Origin of the sequence: Microcoleus sp. S13C4 (genome assembly GCF_036700865.1) — a bacterium.
Lineage (GTDB): Bacteria > Cyanobacteriota > Cyanobacteriia > Cyanobacteriales > Microcoleaceae > Microcoleus.
Map to the genome: position 1 here is coordinate 50,627 of NZ_JAUBPS010000038.1, position 16,128 is coordinate 66,754.

Consider the following 16,128-nt stretch of genomic DNA (forward strand, 5'->3'; position numbering starts at 1 on the left):
GCGACTTAAGCAAATAATAATTATTATTTTAATGCTCTTATAAATTTCTCGCAATATTAAACTCTTACTATGAAAATTATTTATTGTTAGGATAACTTGACATTTGTTGTATAACTTCATATAATGATAATTAACGAAAGAATTTGAGTTTCTATCAGCGCGCAAAGCGTTGACTAATTTCTTGGCGCACGCTCATCAGAATTTTACCCAAATGATTTTGACCGGTGCGATCGCAGCCACACCCCCAGTAGTAATCCGTTGGCGAATCCTCGACAATCACTCGATCCCCTGTGGTGAGGAGAATCGCTTGAATGTCTGTATGAGTGAGAAACTTAGTTAAAACTGCTTCGCGCATAATGGGAATTTTCACGGCTTCCCAATCAGCGCGAATCCGGTGGTTCGGATCGCGGCCTAATTTGGCGGCTTCCTGGGGAGTTGCTACAGATCGAATCGCCGCCACTAATCTTTCATCAGCGCTGACAAATTTCTGGGCTTGATAGTAATGTTCCACCGTCAACCAATCTTGACCGTGCAGGCTAATGTCGTGTAGTGAAAAATTAGAAAAACAGCCGTAAGGCTCCTCTACTTTATAAAAATAAATTATCATTAGATTTGAGATTTTATATTTTACAGGATCTAGGTAGAATGTAATTATTTAAGCTGCCCCTGAAGCGCCTTACCGCGCTCTTAGTAACGTGTCAAACCACTTTTTGCCTCCAGGAGTATTTGAGATTTATCGTATAAGCAGCGCGGGGCTTGTATTAAAAAATCCTCGCATAGACTTTATTTAAAATAGCAGTTACGCTTTTAAACCTAGTTTATTGGAAAACAGGGGGTTGGGCAAGGAAAAATCTAGGAATCACCTGGCTTTATGAGGAATAATGGGTAATTCCTATTTTTAAATTAACGATTAAGAATTGGAAATGAAGAATAAGCAATGGGGATTTAACAATATGCGTTATTCCCTCGGACTTCCTTCTAAAACGGCATCAGCTTGTTAAAAGCGCGGTTAGCGATATCGGCATAACGCAGTTCGCCACACAAAATTTTGCTCATCAACTGAGTAGTCATCGGCAATTTGACGCCCGCTCTATAAGCAACTCCTGTAAACTGATAGAATGCCCTAGCCAAGCGCTCGGCCCAAACCATATCAGTTCCCCATTCTTGGGCGATCGATTGAGTGTACTGCTCTAGGGCGTCGTCGGCACCTTCAAGAGCTCGATCGATCGCCTTAGCGGCCTTAAATCCGCTAAATATTGCAGGTCGAATTCCCTCACCGGACAGGGGGTCGGCGAGACAGGCTGCGTCTCCTGCGAGTAGGGCATTTTGCGAGTGCAATTTACGATCGCCATTCCACAGACTCATGGCGTGTTCCCGCACGTTGCTGACACTAACATCCGCACCGCACTTAGTTGCGTAGTCGGCCAAAATTTTCTTGATATCTTTTGGTTTGTCACCACGCATCGCAGCAATACTCAAAGAGTAGCCGTCAGCTTTAGGAAAGCTCCAGATAAAACCTTTTTTTATAGTACCAAAATCGAAATTGATGGCGTTACCCTTGATTGAGCGAGTTTCTAAACTTGCGCTCAAACAAAGTTTTGGTTCTTTCAATCCTAGCCACTTAGTCATCGGCCCGCCGGCACCGTCAGCAGCAATCAAATAGCGGCCAGAAACAGGTTCTGAGTTTGTTTTAACTTCCCAAACAGAATTTTTAAACTCAATTCCTTTAACTTGTGTAGAGTGTCTAAGTTCCGCACCAGTTTTTTGAGCTTGTTTAATTAAAAAATCGTCAAATACATCTCGCTGTACCATCCACATTGGCGAACGTATCTCCACTTCCACCGGGTCTCCCATTTTCCAGGTGTAGCTAATTTTGTTAGCTTTCAGAGAAATAGCTGGCGTCAGGTCAAAATCGAGCCATTGGGCGATCGCAGGAGTTACGCCGCCGCCACAAGGTTTATTGCGGGGCAAAGATGCTTTTTCTACTACCAAAACAGAACGTCCCTGCTTTGCCAGGTGATAAGCTGCTGTGCTGCCTGCCGGACCCGCACCGACAATAATGCAATCAAACATTTTGGGTAATGGGTAACTGGTAATGGGTGATTGGTCATGGGGCAGGAGGAATTGGTAAGTTAATGAGTGTTAAATCTTGAGTTTTTAACTCACAACTCACAAATCATTAAGTGTCTGCTCGTTGTTCGCTGCCGGATCTCGGCAATTTCAAAACTATTCCTATTCCCCCTGCCCAATTTCCCATTCCCTAAACAGTCGTGATATCTTTCTCTTTCGCTGCCAGAACTTCTTCTATTTTGGCAACGTACTTGTCCGTCAGCTTTTGAATTTTATCTTGCAAGTCGCGGGATTCATCTTTAGAGATATCGCTGCTTTTTTCCTGCTTGCGAATCGAGTCAACGGCATCGCGGCGGATATTGCGAATTGCAACTTTACCTTCTTCGGCAAACTTCGCGGCCATTTTGACAAATTCTTGGCGTCTGTCGCTCGTCAGGGGCGGAATGTTCAAGCGAATAACTGAACCGTCGTTGTTGGGAACGAGTCCTACATCCGACAGGGAAATCGCTTTTTCGATCGAGGTGAGTGCTGTGCGATCGAACGGTTGAATGTTGATCGTAGTCGCATCCGGCGTGCCGATGTTGGCAAGGGATTTGATCGGAGTTGGAGCTCCGTAATAATCTACCATGACTCGATCGAGGAGGGAGGCGTTGGCGCGTCCCGTCCTAATAGTATTAAAAGACCGTTGAGTAGCCTCAACTGCCTTTTGCATATGATCTTCTGCTTCAGCTAACTTCACACAAACCTCCGACAAGAGTTCCAATAGATTCTCCCATTACAGCTCGGTAGATGTTGCCCGACACCGAGAGGTCAAATACCATAATAGGAATATTATTTTCTTTGCAAAGGGCGATCGCGGTACTGTCCATCACCCGCAAATCTTGATTCAAGACGTGGGCATAGGTGAGGGTTTGATACCTGCGCGCGTTGGGGTTGAGGTGGGGGTCGGAATCGTACACCCCATCTACCTTAGTAGCTTTAAAAATCACCTCTGCATCAATTTCAGCCGCCCGCAAAGCGGCTGTAGTATCAGTAGTAAAAAAAGGGTTGCCAGAACCGGCACCAAAAATCACTACTCGTTTTTTTTCTAGGTGGCGAATCGCCCGCCGCCGGATGTAGGGTTCAGCTACTTCTTGCATAGCGATCGCCGATTGCACCCTCGTTGGCACTCCTGCTTGTTCAAGGGCATCCTGCAAAGTGATAGCATTCATCACCGTAGCAATCATGCCCACATAATCAGCCGTTGCCCGATCCATCCCTGCCGAAGCAGCTTTCACCCCGCGAAAAATGTTGCCACCACCGACAACTATCGCGATTTGAATGCCTTGGGACACGACTTTGGCCACTTCCTGGGCGATCGACTGAACGACTACCGGATCGATGCCGTAGCCCAAGCTGCCCATCAGCGCTTCACCGCTGAGCTTCAGCAAAACTCGCTGATATACCATCCCCATGCCGCCACTATTTTTTTACTCTTTTTGCCTCCACCATAAGATAGCAGTACGGGTGCATTTTGAACATCAATTGTCTGGAACAGGCTTTTGAGCTTGTTCCAGAACAATTTTTCTGAGAACCGTTGATTGCTGAGTGTTGGCTGTGGACTGAATTAATCCTTGGGGACGAAATTAAGAGCAGCAGAATTCATGCAGTAACGCTGACCGGTAGGTTTCGGCCCGTCGTTAAATACGTGACCGAGATGAGCGTCGCAAACAGCGCACAGTACCTCTGTTCGGCGCATGAACAAGGTGTTATCCGACTCGCACTTGACATTTTCTTCGCTAACTGGAGCGTAGAAACTCGGCCAACCGGTACCGGAATCGAACTTTGTTTCTGATTTAAATAGCTCCGTACCGCAGCAAATGCAATTATAAATTCCGGGCTTTTTGTTGTCGTGATACTCGCCGCTAAAAGCTCTTTCTGTTCCCTTTTTACGGGCGACTTTAAACTGTTCTGGCGTTAGTTGCTGTTGCCATTCTGCGTCGGTTTTTTGAACTTTTTCAGTCATGATTTGATGTTTAGTTAAGAGGTATTTAGCTGTTGAGTGTTGACGGTTAACTGTTGAGTGTTGACGGTTAACTGTATATTCCTAGTTAACTCAGGCTTCCATTAATATTAACCTAATTGGCTCCAAATGAACATACCAGGGAAAAGAATTGTCCTTAATAGCCCTCCACTTTTCCTTGAAAACTTCGGCTTGCAAGTGATAATCTTGGGAATCATTGGGAGGCGAGTGCAATTTGAGATATAATGTCACCCGGTGCGGAGTTTCCACAGTCGAAGCGATCCAACAAGCAAAAGTATTTTCACGATCGCACCCGCTAACAAAAGTCAGTTGATGAGCCCGAATTCCCACAAAAACTAGAGATTTGGGAATTGGTTCGACTACAGTCAGAGTACAGCCCCAGTCGATCGCCTCGACGAGAGTTTCTGCGATCGGTTTAGCTGCACAGAAGTTCTTACAGCCAGTCAACTGGGCGACAGTGAAGTTGCCAGGGCGATCGAAAATGTTCTCTTTGGTATCAAAGGCGATCGGCCTTCCCTCGGCCAATACCAACAGATTTTTGCACACCCGGTAAATTTCCTCTAAATTGTGGCTGACAAACAAAGTAATTCCCCGATAATTACCCAGAGTCAGCATTAACTCGCGTTCCAGTTGACTGCGTAAGTGAGTGTCTAAAGCAGAAAACGGTTCGTCTAACAGCAGCAACTCGGGAGAAGGGGCGATCGCCCTCGCCAAAGCCACCCGCTGCTGTTGGCCCCCCGAAAGTTCGTGCGGGTAGCGGTTTTCCAGTCCCGACATTTGCACCGCAATTAGTTGTTCTTTTACTCGAAGTTTTTGCTCGCTTTCAGATAAATGCTGCAAGCCAAAGGCAATATTTTGAGCCACAGTCAAGTGAGGAAATAAAGCATAGTTTTGAAACAAAAAACCGATGCGGCGGTCTTTAGAAGCTACATTAATGCCCTGTGCTGAGTCAAATAAAACCCTACCATTGACTGAAATTTGACCGCTCCTTGGAGTTTCTAAACCAGCGATACAGCGCAGAGTCATGCTTTTGCCGGAACCCGACGCGCCCAAAATTCCCAGCACTTCCGGGCCAATATCGAAACCGACATCCAAGGCCAAACTAGAGAGAGGTTTAAAAATGCTTAAATAAAGTCCGCTTTTCGGTTGTTGTTTTTGAGATTGGGTGGTAAAACTAGACGCGAATTTAGGAAGATTTGATTGCAGTCTTTGGCTCGAATTCGGTTTGGGCGATTTCCTTTGTAAATCAGTCCAAAAATTAACAGCAGTTAGCACGCTCAAAGAAATACTCAGAATAATCAAAACCCAAATAGCAGCTTGCCTCATATCCCCTGCTTCCACAGCAAAATAAATTGCCATCGGGATAGTTTGAGTTTGTCCGGGAATATTCCCCGCTAACATCAACGTCGCGCCGAATTCACCCAAAGCGCGAGCAAAGGCAAGAATAGTTCCTGCTAAAATTCCCGGCCATGCTAGCGGCAACATAATCCGCCAAAAAACTTGCCACTCCGATGCTCCCAAAGTGCGGGCTGCATTGAGAAGATTGGCATCAATTTGCTCAAAAGCTGCCAAAGCAGTTTTATACATGAGGGGAAATGATACAACTGTGGCAGTAATGGCGGCGGCTTGCCAAGTGAAAATTATAGTTAAGTCGAATTGTAGCAAAAATTGCCCGATCGCCCCATTTCTCCCAAACAGCAGCAGCAGCAAAAATCCCACTACTGTCGGCGGCAAAACTAAGGGAGAAATTAAAACCCCTTCAATCAAAGCTTTACCTCTGATGCGAGTTGAAAGCATCCACCGGGCGGCGGCTATTCCCAGAAAAAAGGTGATAAATGTCGCAATAGCGGAGGATTTTAGAGATATCCAAAGCGGAGAAATATCAAATTCCATTTATAAAGAAATCCGCGTTAATCAGCGGTAAAAAATCCATAATTAGTTAGTTATCGAACTATGCCAAATCCATATTTCTGAAATACTATTTTAGCCCGATCGCCCGCCAAAAAGTCAACAAACGCTTTCGCAACAGCCGGATTGCGGCTGTTTCTAATAACTGCCAGCGGATAAACAATGGGCGAGTGCAAATTTTCAGCAGCCGTTAGTCGCACAGTTACTTTGTCCGATGCTTTGGCATCAGTCGTGTAAACTATACCAGCATCAACGTTACCGCTTTCGACAAATGTCAGCACTTGGCGGACGTTATTTCCTAGCACTAACTTTGGCTGGAGTTGCTGCCACAATCCAAGTTTATTTAGCATTTCCTGAGCATATTGACCCACAGGTACGCTTTTCGGTTCTCCGATCGCAATTTTCTTTATTCTGGCATCTGTCAACTCTTTAAAATCGCTCGAAGCAACGCCATTTTTAGGAGTAATCAAAACCAGACGATTTGTTAGCAAATTGCGGCGCGTGTCGTTAATTAACAGGTTAGATTGCTGCAAATCGTTCATTTGTTTTGTAGCGGCGCTGAGAAATACATCTACTGGCGCTCCTTGCTGAATTTGCTGTGCCAGAGCGCCGGAAGCACCGAAATTATAAGTAATCTTAACTTTGGGATTGCTGGTCTGATAAACTGTTTTGAGTTCTTGTAAAGCTTGTGAGAGGCTGATAGCGGCGGATACTGTTAAGGAGGTTTGCTGCTGTGCTATGACTGGAGGAATGCTTTTAAACAAGTTCCAAGTAATTAGTAGTGTCATTGCTACGACGGCTACTACAATGAAGTTAAGGATGCGTTTTGTTTTCATAGGGCTATGTTCTAATTTTTCATAGGGCGATCGAGAAATCTAGCTTACAGCAGCTTCCGATCAATGGTGCATTAGAACTAGACTTTTCGTGTAAATTGAGAATGTAAAACCGGACGCACCCTACCATAATGAAGTAGGGTGCGTCAGCTACTATTATTTTCGATACAAACCAACAATCTCACAACAGAGGCACCTTTCAACTAATGACTAATGACTACGATCGCCATTTGATAGAACAGCCGATCGCCTCTGTAGTGGAAGGCTCAACGGGTTGAGTGTTGAGCAATTGGTCGATCGCACTCCGCAGATAAGACACCCCCACCGCCCCCGGATCGTCAGCGTTGTCGTCAATTAAACCTTTGTAGCGCAATCTGCCATCTTGGTCTAATAAAAAAACCTCCGGCGTTTTAGAAGCCCCAAAACTTTCAGCCACATCTTGAGCAACATCTCGGATGTAGGGAAAATTGAGCTGATTGTCAGCCGCAAAAGTTTTCATACTCTCAAAACTATCTTCAGGATATTGATTTGCATCATTAGCATTAATCCCGATTAAAGTAACATCTCGATCTTGAAACTCTGCTTGAATTTCTTTCAGGCGATTTAGATACAACTTCACGTAAGGACAGTGATTGCACATAAATATCACCCCTATAGCTCGATATTTTTCTAAATAGCGAGCTAAATGGTGAACTTCTTCGTCAACTCCCGGCAATTCAAAATCGGGAGCGTAGCCGTTAATGGGAGTACCCGGTGTATCGATTAGTAAACTCATGTTTTCAGGAGGTGAAGAGCAGTATTTGCCAGCATGAAAGATGAAACTGTCAGCACGAATAAAATTGGCTGTTGTTTGGCTTTAGCTTAATTCTAGCCTTGCCAACAGCCTATTGTGATTCGTACTTCGCGATTTATTCCTCGTCTGGCTTTAGCCAACCTTGAGCCAGAGCTTGGTATCCAATAAGTTTGTATGCTAATTTGGCGGCGGTAAATTCTGAGACTACAGAATCTACAAGAGGTGCTAATTCCATAATGTCACACCCGATTACTTCGTAGGACTCGAAGATGCGGCGCAAAAATCCGGTGAGGGAATACCAATTTAACCCGCCCGGTTCGGGTGTTCCCACCCCTGGAATTAAAGTCGGATCGATGCCGTCTAAGTCGATCGTCAAAAATACTCGCTTAGTTGTTATGCTGGCAATTGCCCGATCGGCCCAATCCGGTTGAGTAGCGATTTCCCTAGCTCGAATCACGTTTAGCTGTTTTGCTTTAATCAAGTCTGCTTCTTCTTTGCAGATAGCGCGAATCCCGATTTGCAGTGTCGGTAAGCCCATATCTACAATACGTCGCATCACGCAGGCGTGGTTGTGAATCGAGCCTTCGTACTCGTGCCGCAAGTCGCCGTGGGCGTCGATTTGCACGACTGTGAAAGGTTCATCCGGGTATGCTTGGCGATAACCTTCGACAACGCCGGCAGTGATGCTGTGTTCGCCTCCGAGGGAGATGACAAATTTATTTTCGGTAACTAGCTGGTGGACTGCGGCTTGGGTGACTCGCAGCATTTCTGAGGATGAAACCCGTTGGCTGTTGCGCGTATCGGCGATCGGCTCTTTTGTATAAATTCCGACATCGTAGCAAACTTCGGAATCTAATTCTTCGTCGTAGCACTCGAGTTGATGAGAAGCTTCTAGAAGTTTAGCGGGCCCGTTTTCGCACCCCCGGCGGTAGGTGGTTGTTGCCTCGTAGGGAATTGGTAAGATTACTACTTTGGCTGTGTCGTAGTCGGGTACAATTTCGGAACCGAGAAACGGCACGACGGAAGTTGGGGCGATCGTTGGCATAGGGGAAATTTCAATAAAGCAAAGAAGTCAGCATCTTTAATCCTGACATAATATCGGCTCTAACTGCAAAGTCAGAAGGAAGAGGAATTAACTGCAGAGGGCGCAGAGGGCGCAGAGGGAGGAGGGAAGAGGGTTTGGGATTTATGTCCTAGCGGTTGCCTCGAATTGCGATACGGTTTGTAGTATTGACATCCACCCCGACTTAAAAGTACGGGGATTCCCAATCGTCACCGATTAGGTTTCTGCTTCGTAGCACCTGCCTTCCGAGATTTACTCTCTTGGGGTCTTATGGTTGCTCCACAGACTGACACGGCTAGCCCAGCCGCCAAAATATTTTTTGCTGCATTGATATCGCGGTCATGCTTTGTCCCGCACTTAGGACATTTCCATTCCCGAATATTCAACGGCAATTTATCTACAATTTGACCGCAGTTTCCACAACGTTTAGAACTAGGAAACCAGCGGTCTATTTTTAGAATATCTCGCCCGTACCACTGACACTTGTAACTTAGTTGGCGAATTAACTCACCCCAACTAGCGTCGCTGATAGCAATAGCTAATTTATGGTTCTTCACCATATTCTTAATAGCCCAATCCTCAACTACAATCGTTTGGTTTTCACGAACCAGTTGAGTCGTTAGCTTGTGCAGGAAATCTTTACGCACATCAGCTATCTGTGCGTGGACTTTAGCCACTTGCACCCGCGCTTTTCCTCGATTATTGCTTCCTTTCTGTTTACGAGCTAAAGCTTTTTGCTTCCTTTTTAACTTCTTGCGAAGCTTCTTGAAATGTTTGGGATTGACAATCTTGTTGCCGTCGCTAGTGGCAATCAGACTGCTGATTCCCACATCCAAACCTATAGTTTTATCTATTTTTGGAAGCGGTTTAATCGTGTAGTCGTCTACAACTATGGAGACATACCAGCGCCCAGCGGGTGTTAACTTTACCGTAATAGTAGACGGGATACAGCCTACGGGAATTTGTTGGCTCCGGCGAATAGGTAGCGGCTCATTACACTTAGCCAGAAATACCTGTCCGTTTTTCCAACGGAAAGCGGACTTGGTAAATTCAGCGCTACCGCCGTTGTGCTTTTTCTTGAAATTAGGATATTTAGCTCGTCCCCCAAAGAAATTGGTAAAAGCTGTTTGAAGGTGTCTGAGCCCCTGCTGAAGAGGTACGCAACTAACTTCGTTCAGGAAATCAAGCTCCTCCTCTTTCTTCCAATTCGTCAGCATTGAGGAAGTTTCTCTGTAGCCAACTCTCTCTTGACGCTCGTACCAAGATTCTGTACGAAAAGCTAAAGCCTTGTTGTACACTAGCCGCGCACAACCCATTGTCCGTCGCAAGAGATTTTCTTGCGGGCGCGGTGGGATAGAAGCGATAGCGGTAGGCTTTTTCCATCATCACACTCTAACACGTCTTCTGTGATATGGTTGATCTTTCTTGTCTTGTGTCTTTTTGTAAAGCCGTCCTATAAGGACGGGGTTTCCACCCATTTTTTTTGATGACTTGAGTTCTTTGCAGCCTTGCATTCATCTAAAATCTAAAATCTAAAATCTAGAATCGTATGACATCTTCTAGTCCCGCTTTGTCAACAGTTGTTTCGCCCCAAACTTGGCTGTGGAAAGGCTTTCCGATTTGCTACCAAACTGCGGGAACGCAGGGGCCTGCGGTGGTGTTTGTCCACGGTTTCGGTGCGTCTTGGGGCCACTGGCGCAAGAATTTGCCGGCGCTGGCTGCTGATTGCCGCTGTTATGCGATCGACCTCATCGGTTTTGGCGGTTCTGCTAAACCCGCGCCCAAGCTTGAAATTGACTATACTTTTGAAACTTGGGGACAACTAATTGCTGATTTTTGTCGGGAAGTTGCGGGCGGGCCGGCTTTTTTGGTGGGAAATTCGATCGGCTGCGTGGCAATTATGCAAGCCGCTGTGGATTTTCCCGATATTGCTTCTGGCGTAATTTTACTCAATTGTTCTCTGCGGTTGCTGCACGATCGCAAACGCGCCGAATTGCCTTGGTATCGCAGTTTTGGAGCGCCAATCGCACAAAAAATTTTAAATGTCAAGTGGATAAGTCAATTATTTTTTAAACAATTAGCAACGCCAAAAACAGTAAAAAAAGTGCTTTTGCAAGCTTATCGCCGTCCTGAAGCTGTCACCGACGAACTGGTAAATATGCTGCTGGAACCTGCCCAAGATATCGGCGCAGTAGAAGTATTTGTGGCATTTATCAGTTATTCTCAAGGCCCGCTACCGGAGGATTTGTTGCCGCGTTTAAGCTGTCCTGCTTTGATTTTGTGGGGTACGGACGACCCTTGGGAGCCGATCGCATTGGGGCGAGAATTGGCAAAGTTTCCGGCTGTGGAAAAGTTTATTCCTTTGGAGGGAGTGGGACACTGCCCGCAAGATGAAGCGCCGGAATTGGTCAATCCTATTTTACTCGATTGGATTAAAGGGCGATCGGCGTTTGCAGAAAATTAGTGCATTTGCTCCTTTGGTGCTGGAAAAATTAGAGTATTGAACCGCGAAGACGCAAAGGACACGAAGGAAGAAGTAGGAAGAAGAAATTAGGAAATGGCAGTGCCGTTTCCCTACAATTTTATTTTTGGTAGGGAAACGGCACTGCCGTGTCCTCGGTATGATAAGGAGTGCAGCCGGAATTGATATTACACAAACAGGAAACTATCAGGAGTAAAGCCACCTTGAATTACAGCAATTTGGTCAGATGTACCAGCCAAATTGATGGAATTACCAACAATATTGTAGTCAGAGAGACTCCCACGTAGCTGAATGCGATCGATTCCCTGCTGAAAATCTTGAATCGATGCAAATCCTGTTCCACTATAGTATGTCTTGGTGGCATCACCGAGAACAAAAACATCTCTACCTCGACCACCAATCAGCACATCCGTATCATTGCTTCCCGGTGTAGCACTCAAGGGATTTACTCCAATTAGCGTATCGTTGCCGCGCAAACCTGAGAGTGTATCGTTACCATCTCCCCCTACTAAAGAATTGTTTTGGATGTTTCCGGTAAGGACATCTACATTGGGAGTTCCTGTGACATTAACGAAATTCTCTACAGTCAAATTCAGAGTGCCAATACCGGGTAAATTGTTAACAGCCAAACGATTTTGCGACAAATCCACATTAATAGAACCTGTACCGCTACCTGTAGAAGCGTCGATGGTATTACTCTGTCCTAAAGGAGCAATTATTTGTTCTATATTTTGCAGGGTATCTGTACCTGCTGCGCCTTTATCTACAATACCTTTAGCCTCAATGGTAATGCCGCTGCCCAGCGAAAGATAGCTAATTGTATCTGTGCCTGCTCCTCCAGTTATCGTATCTGTGCCACTACTGCCTAGGATAAAGTTATCTAAACTATCTCCGGTAATATTGTCGTTTCCTGCTGTGGTGCTAATACTGTTAGCTGGGGGAGGGGGTGGAGTTGGGTTTTGGGGAGGTAAAGCAGAATTCGTAAGTTGTGCGCCCTGGTTTTGAGGAGGAGGATTGCCACCGGGTGCGCCTTGATTTTGGGGAGGAATATTGCCGATTCCCCCCTGGTTTTGAGGAGGAATATTGCCGATTCCCCCCTGGTTTTGAGGAGGAGTATTGCCAATTTCGCCCTGGTTTTGGGGAGGTTGGTTGCCCGCTGCGCCTTGATTTTGAGGGGGATTGCCCGATGCGCCTTGGTTTTCGGGAGGATTGGCAGGTGCGCCTTGATTTTGGGGAGGTTGGTTGCCCGCTGTGCCTTGGTTTTGAGGAGGTTGATTGCCCGCTGCGCCTTGATTTTGGGGAGGTTGATTGCCCGCTGCGCCTTGATTTTGGGGAGGTTGATTGCCCAGTGCGCCTTGATTTTGGGGAGGTTGGTTGCCCGGTGCGCCTTGATTTTGAGGAGGTTGGTTGCCCGGTGCGCCTTGATTTTGGGGAGGTTGGTTACCCGGTGCGCCTTGATTTTGGGGAGGTTGGTTACCCGGTGCGCCTTGATTTTGAGGAGGTTGGTTACCCGGTGCGCCTTGATTTTGAGGAGGTTGGTTGCCCGGTGCGCCTTGATTTTGGGGAGGTTGGTTGCCCGGTGCGCCTTGATTTTGGGGAGGTTGGTTGCCGGGTGCATTGATTGAATTAGGAAATAGTGCTGGCATGATGTAATTACCTGGATTAGTTTTCTAAGTTTGAATCTGTTGTCAGGCTAAAGAAATGAAGTCTCAATCTGCCTTTGATTTAGTCTCTTCACTCATTAAGTTGCTTGAATATGACATTTATGCCTGTCCTAGGATTACAGTTTTGTAATGTGGAGAAATTAGCGTTTTTCCGAATTTTGAGGTACATTACGATCGCCCGGTGGACGCGGTGGAATGCCCAGAATTTTAATCAACTCTGCTTCGGTGACTCCCAACTTTTTCGCTGCACCGGGAATATCTAAACGAGGAGGGGGCGGTGGGCTGGGCGGGCGATTATTTTCACTTGGTGGTTCCGGCGGTTTGGCGGGTAGGCCCAAAGCTTCGATTAACTCGGCTTCGCTGACTCCTAATTGTTTGGCAGCAGCAGCAAAATCTATACGGGGCGGATGTCTGCGCTCTTGATTGGGTTCTGGCTGGCTCTGGGCTAGTACAGTATTAGAATTAGTTGTAGTTTGATGGGGAAAAGTCAAGCTGCTAAATCCCAGCAGCAAGGCTGTAGCAGGTAATGCCAGTAGTGAAGTAATTTTCATGATAGTTACGATCGCCAGTCCAAAAATGTTTATAACTACATCAAATTCCCCAAACATTACCTGCAACAGTGCGGATGGATTACAGTTTTGTAATTTAAGTAAATCCCTGATGGTCGTATAATCACAACCGAATAGGTAAATCTATGAATGTTCTATACGTTGAAGATGAAGAAAAAATCGCCAGTTTTGTTTGTATGGGCTTGAAAGAACAAGGTTTTGTGGTCGATTATTGCGATAATGGCAACGATGGCTATGGGCGGGCGATGGATAATGAGTACGATGCGATCGTTCTTGATATTGTTTTGCCGGGAAAAGACGGATTATCTATTCTCAAACATCTGCGAAAGGCTGGACGCAACGTACCAGTGATTTTATTAACTGCTCGCAATGAACTCGACGATCGCATTGAAGGGTTACATCTCGGTGCTGATGACTATTTGGCTAAACCGTTTTTTGTTGAGGAGTTAGTTGCTCGGATTTATGCTGTGGTGCGGCGTGCTTCGGGCGATCGCCAAAATATTCTGAGCGTTGGCCCAGTTAAGCTCGATCGCATTCTCCGAGAAGTTACTTGCGATCGCCATGCGGTAGAACTTACAAGTCGAGAATTTAATCTCTTGGAATATCTGATGCGATCGCCCGGTAGGGTACTCACCCGCACACAAATCCTCGAACATATCTGGGGTTATGATTTTAATCCGAATACGAATGTGGTAGATGTATGTATTCAACGCATTCGCAAGAAAATTGAACCGATCGGCGGTACAGGATGGGTTGAGAGCGTGCGCGGCGTTGGCTATCGGTTTCGCAAACCAGATTCTCCCTCGTGAAAATGCAATCTTTTCGCTTTCGCATTGCTCTATCATCTGCTGTTCTAGCAAGTATTGCTCTAATTGGCTTTAGTATTGTTTCGTGGTGGTTGATTTACGATGCTAAGGTCAAACGTCTTGATGCTGAAATCAAGAATCAGTTAATCCAATCTACCCGCCCGCAATCGACCCAATGGGATGTTTATAATGATTCTTTGCCATCAGTTTTGGGCATGAATGATGGGGAAACAACCGTGGCTTTGTTGGTGACTGATAGAGATGGTAATTTGCTCTACCGATCGAGCCAGTGGCAAGATGGAATTGATGCCAATTCACTATGGCGATCGCTGCCTCAACCGCCTCCCGATCCTACCAGAATACCTTTTCAATTAGAACCTCCCCCTCCACCACCTCCACCATATCCACCACCTCCCCATCGACAACCTCCTGATCGACCCGATTCATTCTTACCCAGAGAAAGAAGACCCCCGCGCGATCGACCTCCTCAATTCGATCGACCTGATTTTCCTGGAGTTTTCAAAGCTAAACTAGCAACCCAGCGTACTAGGATGGCCGTTTGGCGCGTGGGCGCGATTCATTCTCCTCAGACTCAAATAGCGATCGCTGTTAACTTACAAGCGATCGATCGGGAAATGGCATCGATTCGCAATATCTTTCTAATTTCTATTCCCCTAGTGCTTTTACTCGTTGCCGGTGGAGCGTGGGTGATATCGCGGAGTATTCTATATCCAATTGGGCGACTCACGATGGCAATTCGCAATGTCACCGTACAAGGGCTAGATCGGCGCGTTCCTGTCGGCTCAACGGATATAGAGTTTGTAGAATTAATTTTTGTGTTCAATCAGATGTTAGAACGTCTGGAGCGAAGTTTTAAACAAGCTTCTCGTTTTAGTGGAGATGCTGCCCACGAATTAAAGACTCCGCTGGCAATTTTGCAAGGGGAACTAGAACGGGCTTTGCATCAAGTTGAATCAGGTTCTGAGGTGCAGCAAACCCTGAGCAATTTATTGGATGAAGTGCGCCGTTTGAGTGAAATTACCCGTAAACTTCTATTACTTTCCCTAGCCGATGCCGGACGTATGGGTTTACATTTGGTTGAGGTTAATATGTCGGCTTTGCTATCGGAAATTGCCGAAGATATGGAACTGCTAGCGCCGCATTTAGATGTGCAAATGACCATTGCTCCCAATTTATATATCAAGGGCGATCGCGATTTGCTGGTGCAGGTTGTGCAAAATCTGGTTGGTAATGCGATTAAATATAATTTGCCAGAGGGTTGGCTCAGGTTACAGGCTAACTGTCAGGGAAAAAGAGTAATTGTGAAAATTGTCAATAGTTCTCAGGATATTTCTTTGAGCGAGCGCGATCGCATTTTCGAGAGATTCCATCGCGGTGACTCCACTCAGATCAAAAAAATCGAAGGATCGGGATTGGGGCTAAGTTTAGCAAGGGAAATCGCACGGGCCCACGGCGGCGATATCAAACTAGATGCTGCCATACTTGGTCAAACAGGGTTTATACTGAGCTTACCTGTGGGCGATCGTGATTAACCTTATAGCAGTGAAGCAGCTTGGCTAAGACTTGGGCTAATTCTGATTTTTAAAGTTAAGAGATCCCTAGTCCATCATAGGTCTGTTTAGGATTAATGCTCTTGCTGATAAGTACAACAAAATGCCATTACAAAGATGCCAAATAAAATGAGTGCCAGTTGAAAAGTAAGGACAAATTTCCCTATCGAGAGTTCGGAATAAAAGGGCTAACAGAAATACCCCCGATGCTGCTAATAGAACAAATGGCTCACGCTTTTGCTGTTGATAGTGATATACTCCGAACCCTAGTAAGCTGTTGTGCCTTTAAATAGGGTATAATAAAAAATGAGTTTAGTCAATCTCTACAAAAATGCCAGCTAAAAAC

14 protein-coding genes and 1 pseudogene are annotated in these 16,128 nt (G+C 45.9%); 3 read left to right on the forward strand and 12 right to left on the reverse strand.

Features of this window, described 5'->3' with window-relative positions:
- Positions 1-154: 154 nt before the first annotated feature.
- The 10 genes and pseudogenes from QT996_RS17055 to QT996_RS17100 all read right to left on the reverse strand — a co-directional run bounded on the left by QT996_RS17055 (position 155) and on the right by QT996_RS17100 (position 10,073).
- The gene (locus tag QT996_RS17055; protein WP_333047888.1) at positions 155-607 is read right to left on the reverse strand and encodes an NADAR domain-containing protein; all 453 of its coding nucleotides are present in this window, start codon (positions 605-607) and stop codon (positions 155-157) included.
- Between the two features lie 371 nt (positions 608-978).
- Positions 979-2,073, reverse strand: a complete 1,095-nt coding sequence (locus QT996_RS17060; RefSeq protein ID WP_333047889.1) for a geranylgeranyl reductase family protein — start codon at positions 2,071-2,073, stop codon at positions 979-981.
- A 187-nt stretch (positions 2,074-2,260) separates the two neighbouring features.
- Complete coding sequence (gene frr, locus QT996_RS17065; RefSeq protein ID WP_333047890.1) at positions 2,261-2,809, reverse strand: ribosome recycling factor; 549 nt, start codon at positions 2,807-2,809, stop codon at positions 2,261-2,263.
- Positions 2,796-3,524: a UMP kinase gene (pyrH, locus tag QT996_RS17070; RefSeq protein ID WP_333047891.1), complete on the reverse strand. Its 729-nt coding sequence runs from the start codon at positions 3,522-3,524 to the stop codon at positions 2,796-2,798. Before pyrH ends, frr begins: the two co-directional genes overlap by 14 nt.
- 152 nt (positions 3,525-3,676) lie before the next feature.
- Entirely contained in the window at positions 3,677-4,075 is a 399-nt protein-coding gene (msrB, locus tag QT996_RS17075) for a peptide-methionine (R)-S-oxide reductase MsrB (RefSeq protein ID WP_333047892.1), read from the reverse strand.
- 90 nt (positions 4,076-4,165) lie between these two features.
- On the reverse strand, positions 4,166-5,986 hold the full coding sequence (modB, locus tag QT996_RS17080; protein ID WP_333047893.1) for a molybdate ABC transporter permease subunit: 1,821 nt from the start codon (positions 5,984-5,986) through the stop codon (positions 4,166-4,168).
- 50 nt (positions 5,987-6,036) lie between these two features.
- A complete protein-coding gene (gene modA / locus QT996_RS17085; protein ID WP_333047894.1) occupies positions 6,037-6,837 on the reverse strand; it encodes a molybdate ABC transporter substrate-binding protein in 801 nt (266 codons plus the stop codon).
- A gap of 214 nt (positions 6,838-7,051) precedes the next feature.
- Positions 7,052-7,609, reverse strand: coding sequence for a thioredoxin family protein (locus tag QT996_RS17090; protein WP_333047895.1), 558 nt, complete (start codon positions 7,607-7,609; stop codon positions 7,052-7,054).
- 133 nt (positions 7,610-7,742) lie between these two features.
- Positions 7,743-8,672, reverse strand: a complete 930-nt coding sequence (speB, locus tag QT996_RS17095; RefSeq protein WP_333047896.1) for an agmatinase — start codon at positions 8,670-8,672, stop codon at positions 7,743-7,745.
- 227 nt (positions 8,673-8,899) lie between these two features.
- Positions 8,900-10,073, reverse strand: a pseudogene (locus QT996_RS17100) (RNA-guided endonuclease InsQ/TnpB family protein).
- Between the two features lie 166 nt (positions 10,074-10,239).
- On the opposite strand from QT996_RS17100, the gene QT996_RS17105 reads away from it, so the two are divergent.
- Positions 10,240-11,154, forward strand: coding sequence for an alpha/beta fold hydrolase (locus tag QT996_RS17105; protein WP_333047897.1), 915 nt, complete (start codon positions 10,240-10,242; stop codon positions 11,152-11,154).
- Between the two features lie 185 nt (positions 11,155-11,339).
- Here QT996_RS17105 and QT996_RS17110 read toward each other — a convergent pair whose 3' ends face one another.
- Entirely contained in the window at positions 11,340-12,818 is a 1,479-nt protein-coding gene (locus QT996_RS17110; RefSeq protein ID WP_333047898.1) for a M10 family metallopeptidase C-terminal domain-containing protein, read from the reverse strand.
- 158 nt (positions 12,819-12,976) lie between these two features.
- Positions 12,977-13,387 (reverse strand): hypothetical protein, encoded by a 411-nt coding sequence (locus QT996_RS17115; RefSeq protein ID WP_333047899.1) that lies wholly within the window; start codon positions 13,385-13,387, stop codon positions 12,977-12,979.
- 143 nt (positions 13,388-13,530) lie between these two features.
- On the opposite strand from QT996_RS17115, the gene QT996_RS17120 reads away from it, so the two are divergent.
- Together QT996_RS17120 and QT996_RS17125 are read left to right on the forward strand one after the other, a co-directional pair.
- Positions 13,531-14,214 carry a response regulator transcription factor gene (locus QT996_RS17120; protein ID WP_333047900.1) on the forward strand — a complete coding sequence of 228 codons (684 nt, stop codon included), beginning with the start codon at positions 13,531-13,533 and terminating at the stop codon, positions 14,212-14,214.
- A gap of 2 nt (positions 14,215-14,216) precedes the next feature.
- A complete protein-coding gene (locus QT996_RS17125) occupies positions 14,217-15,764 on the forward strand; it encodes an ATP-binding protein (protein ID WP_333047901.1) in 1,548 nt (515 codons plus the stop codon).
- The last annotated feature ends 364 nt before the right edge of the window (positions 15,765-16,128 follow it).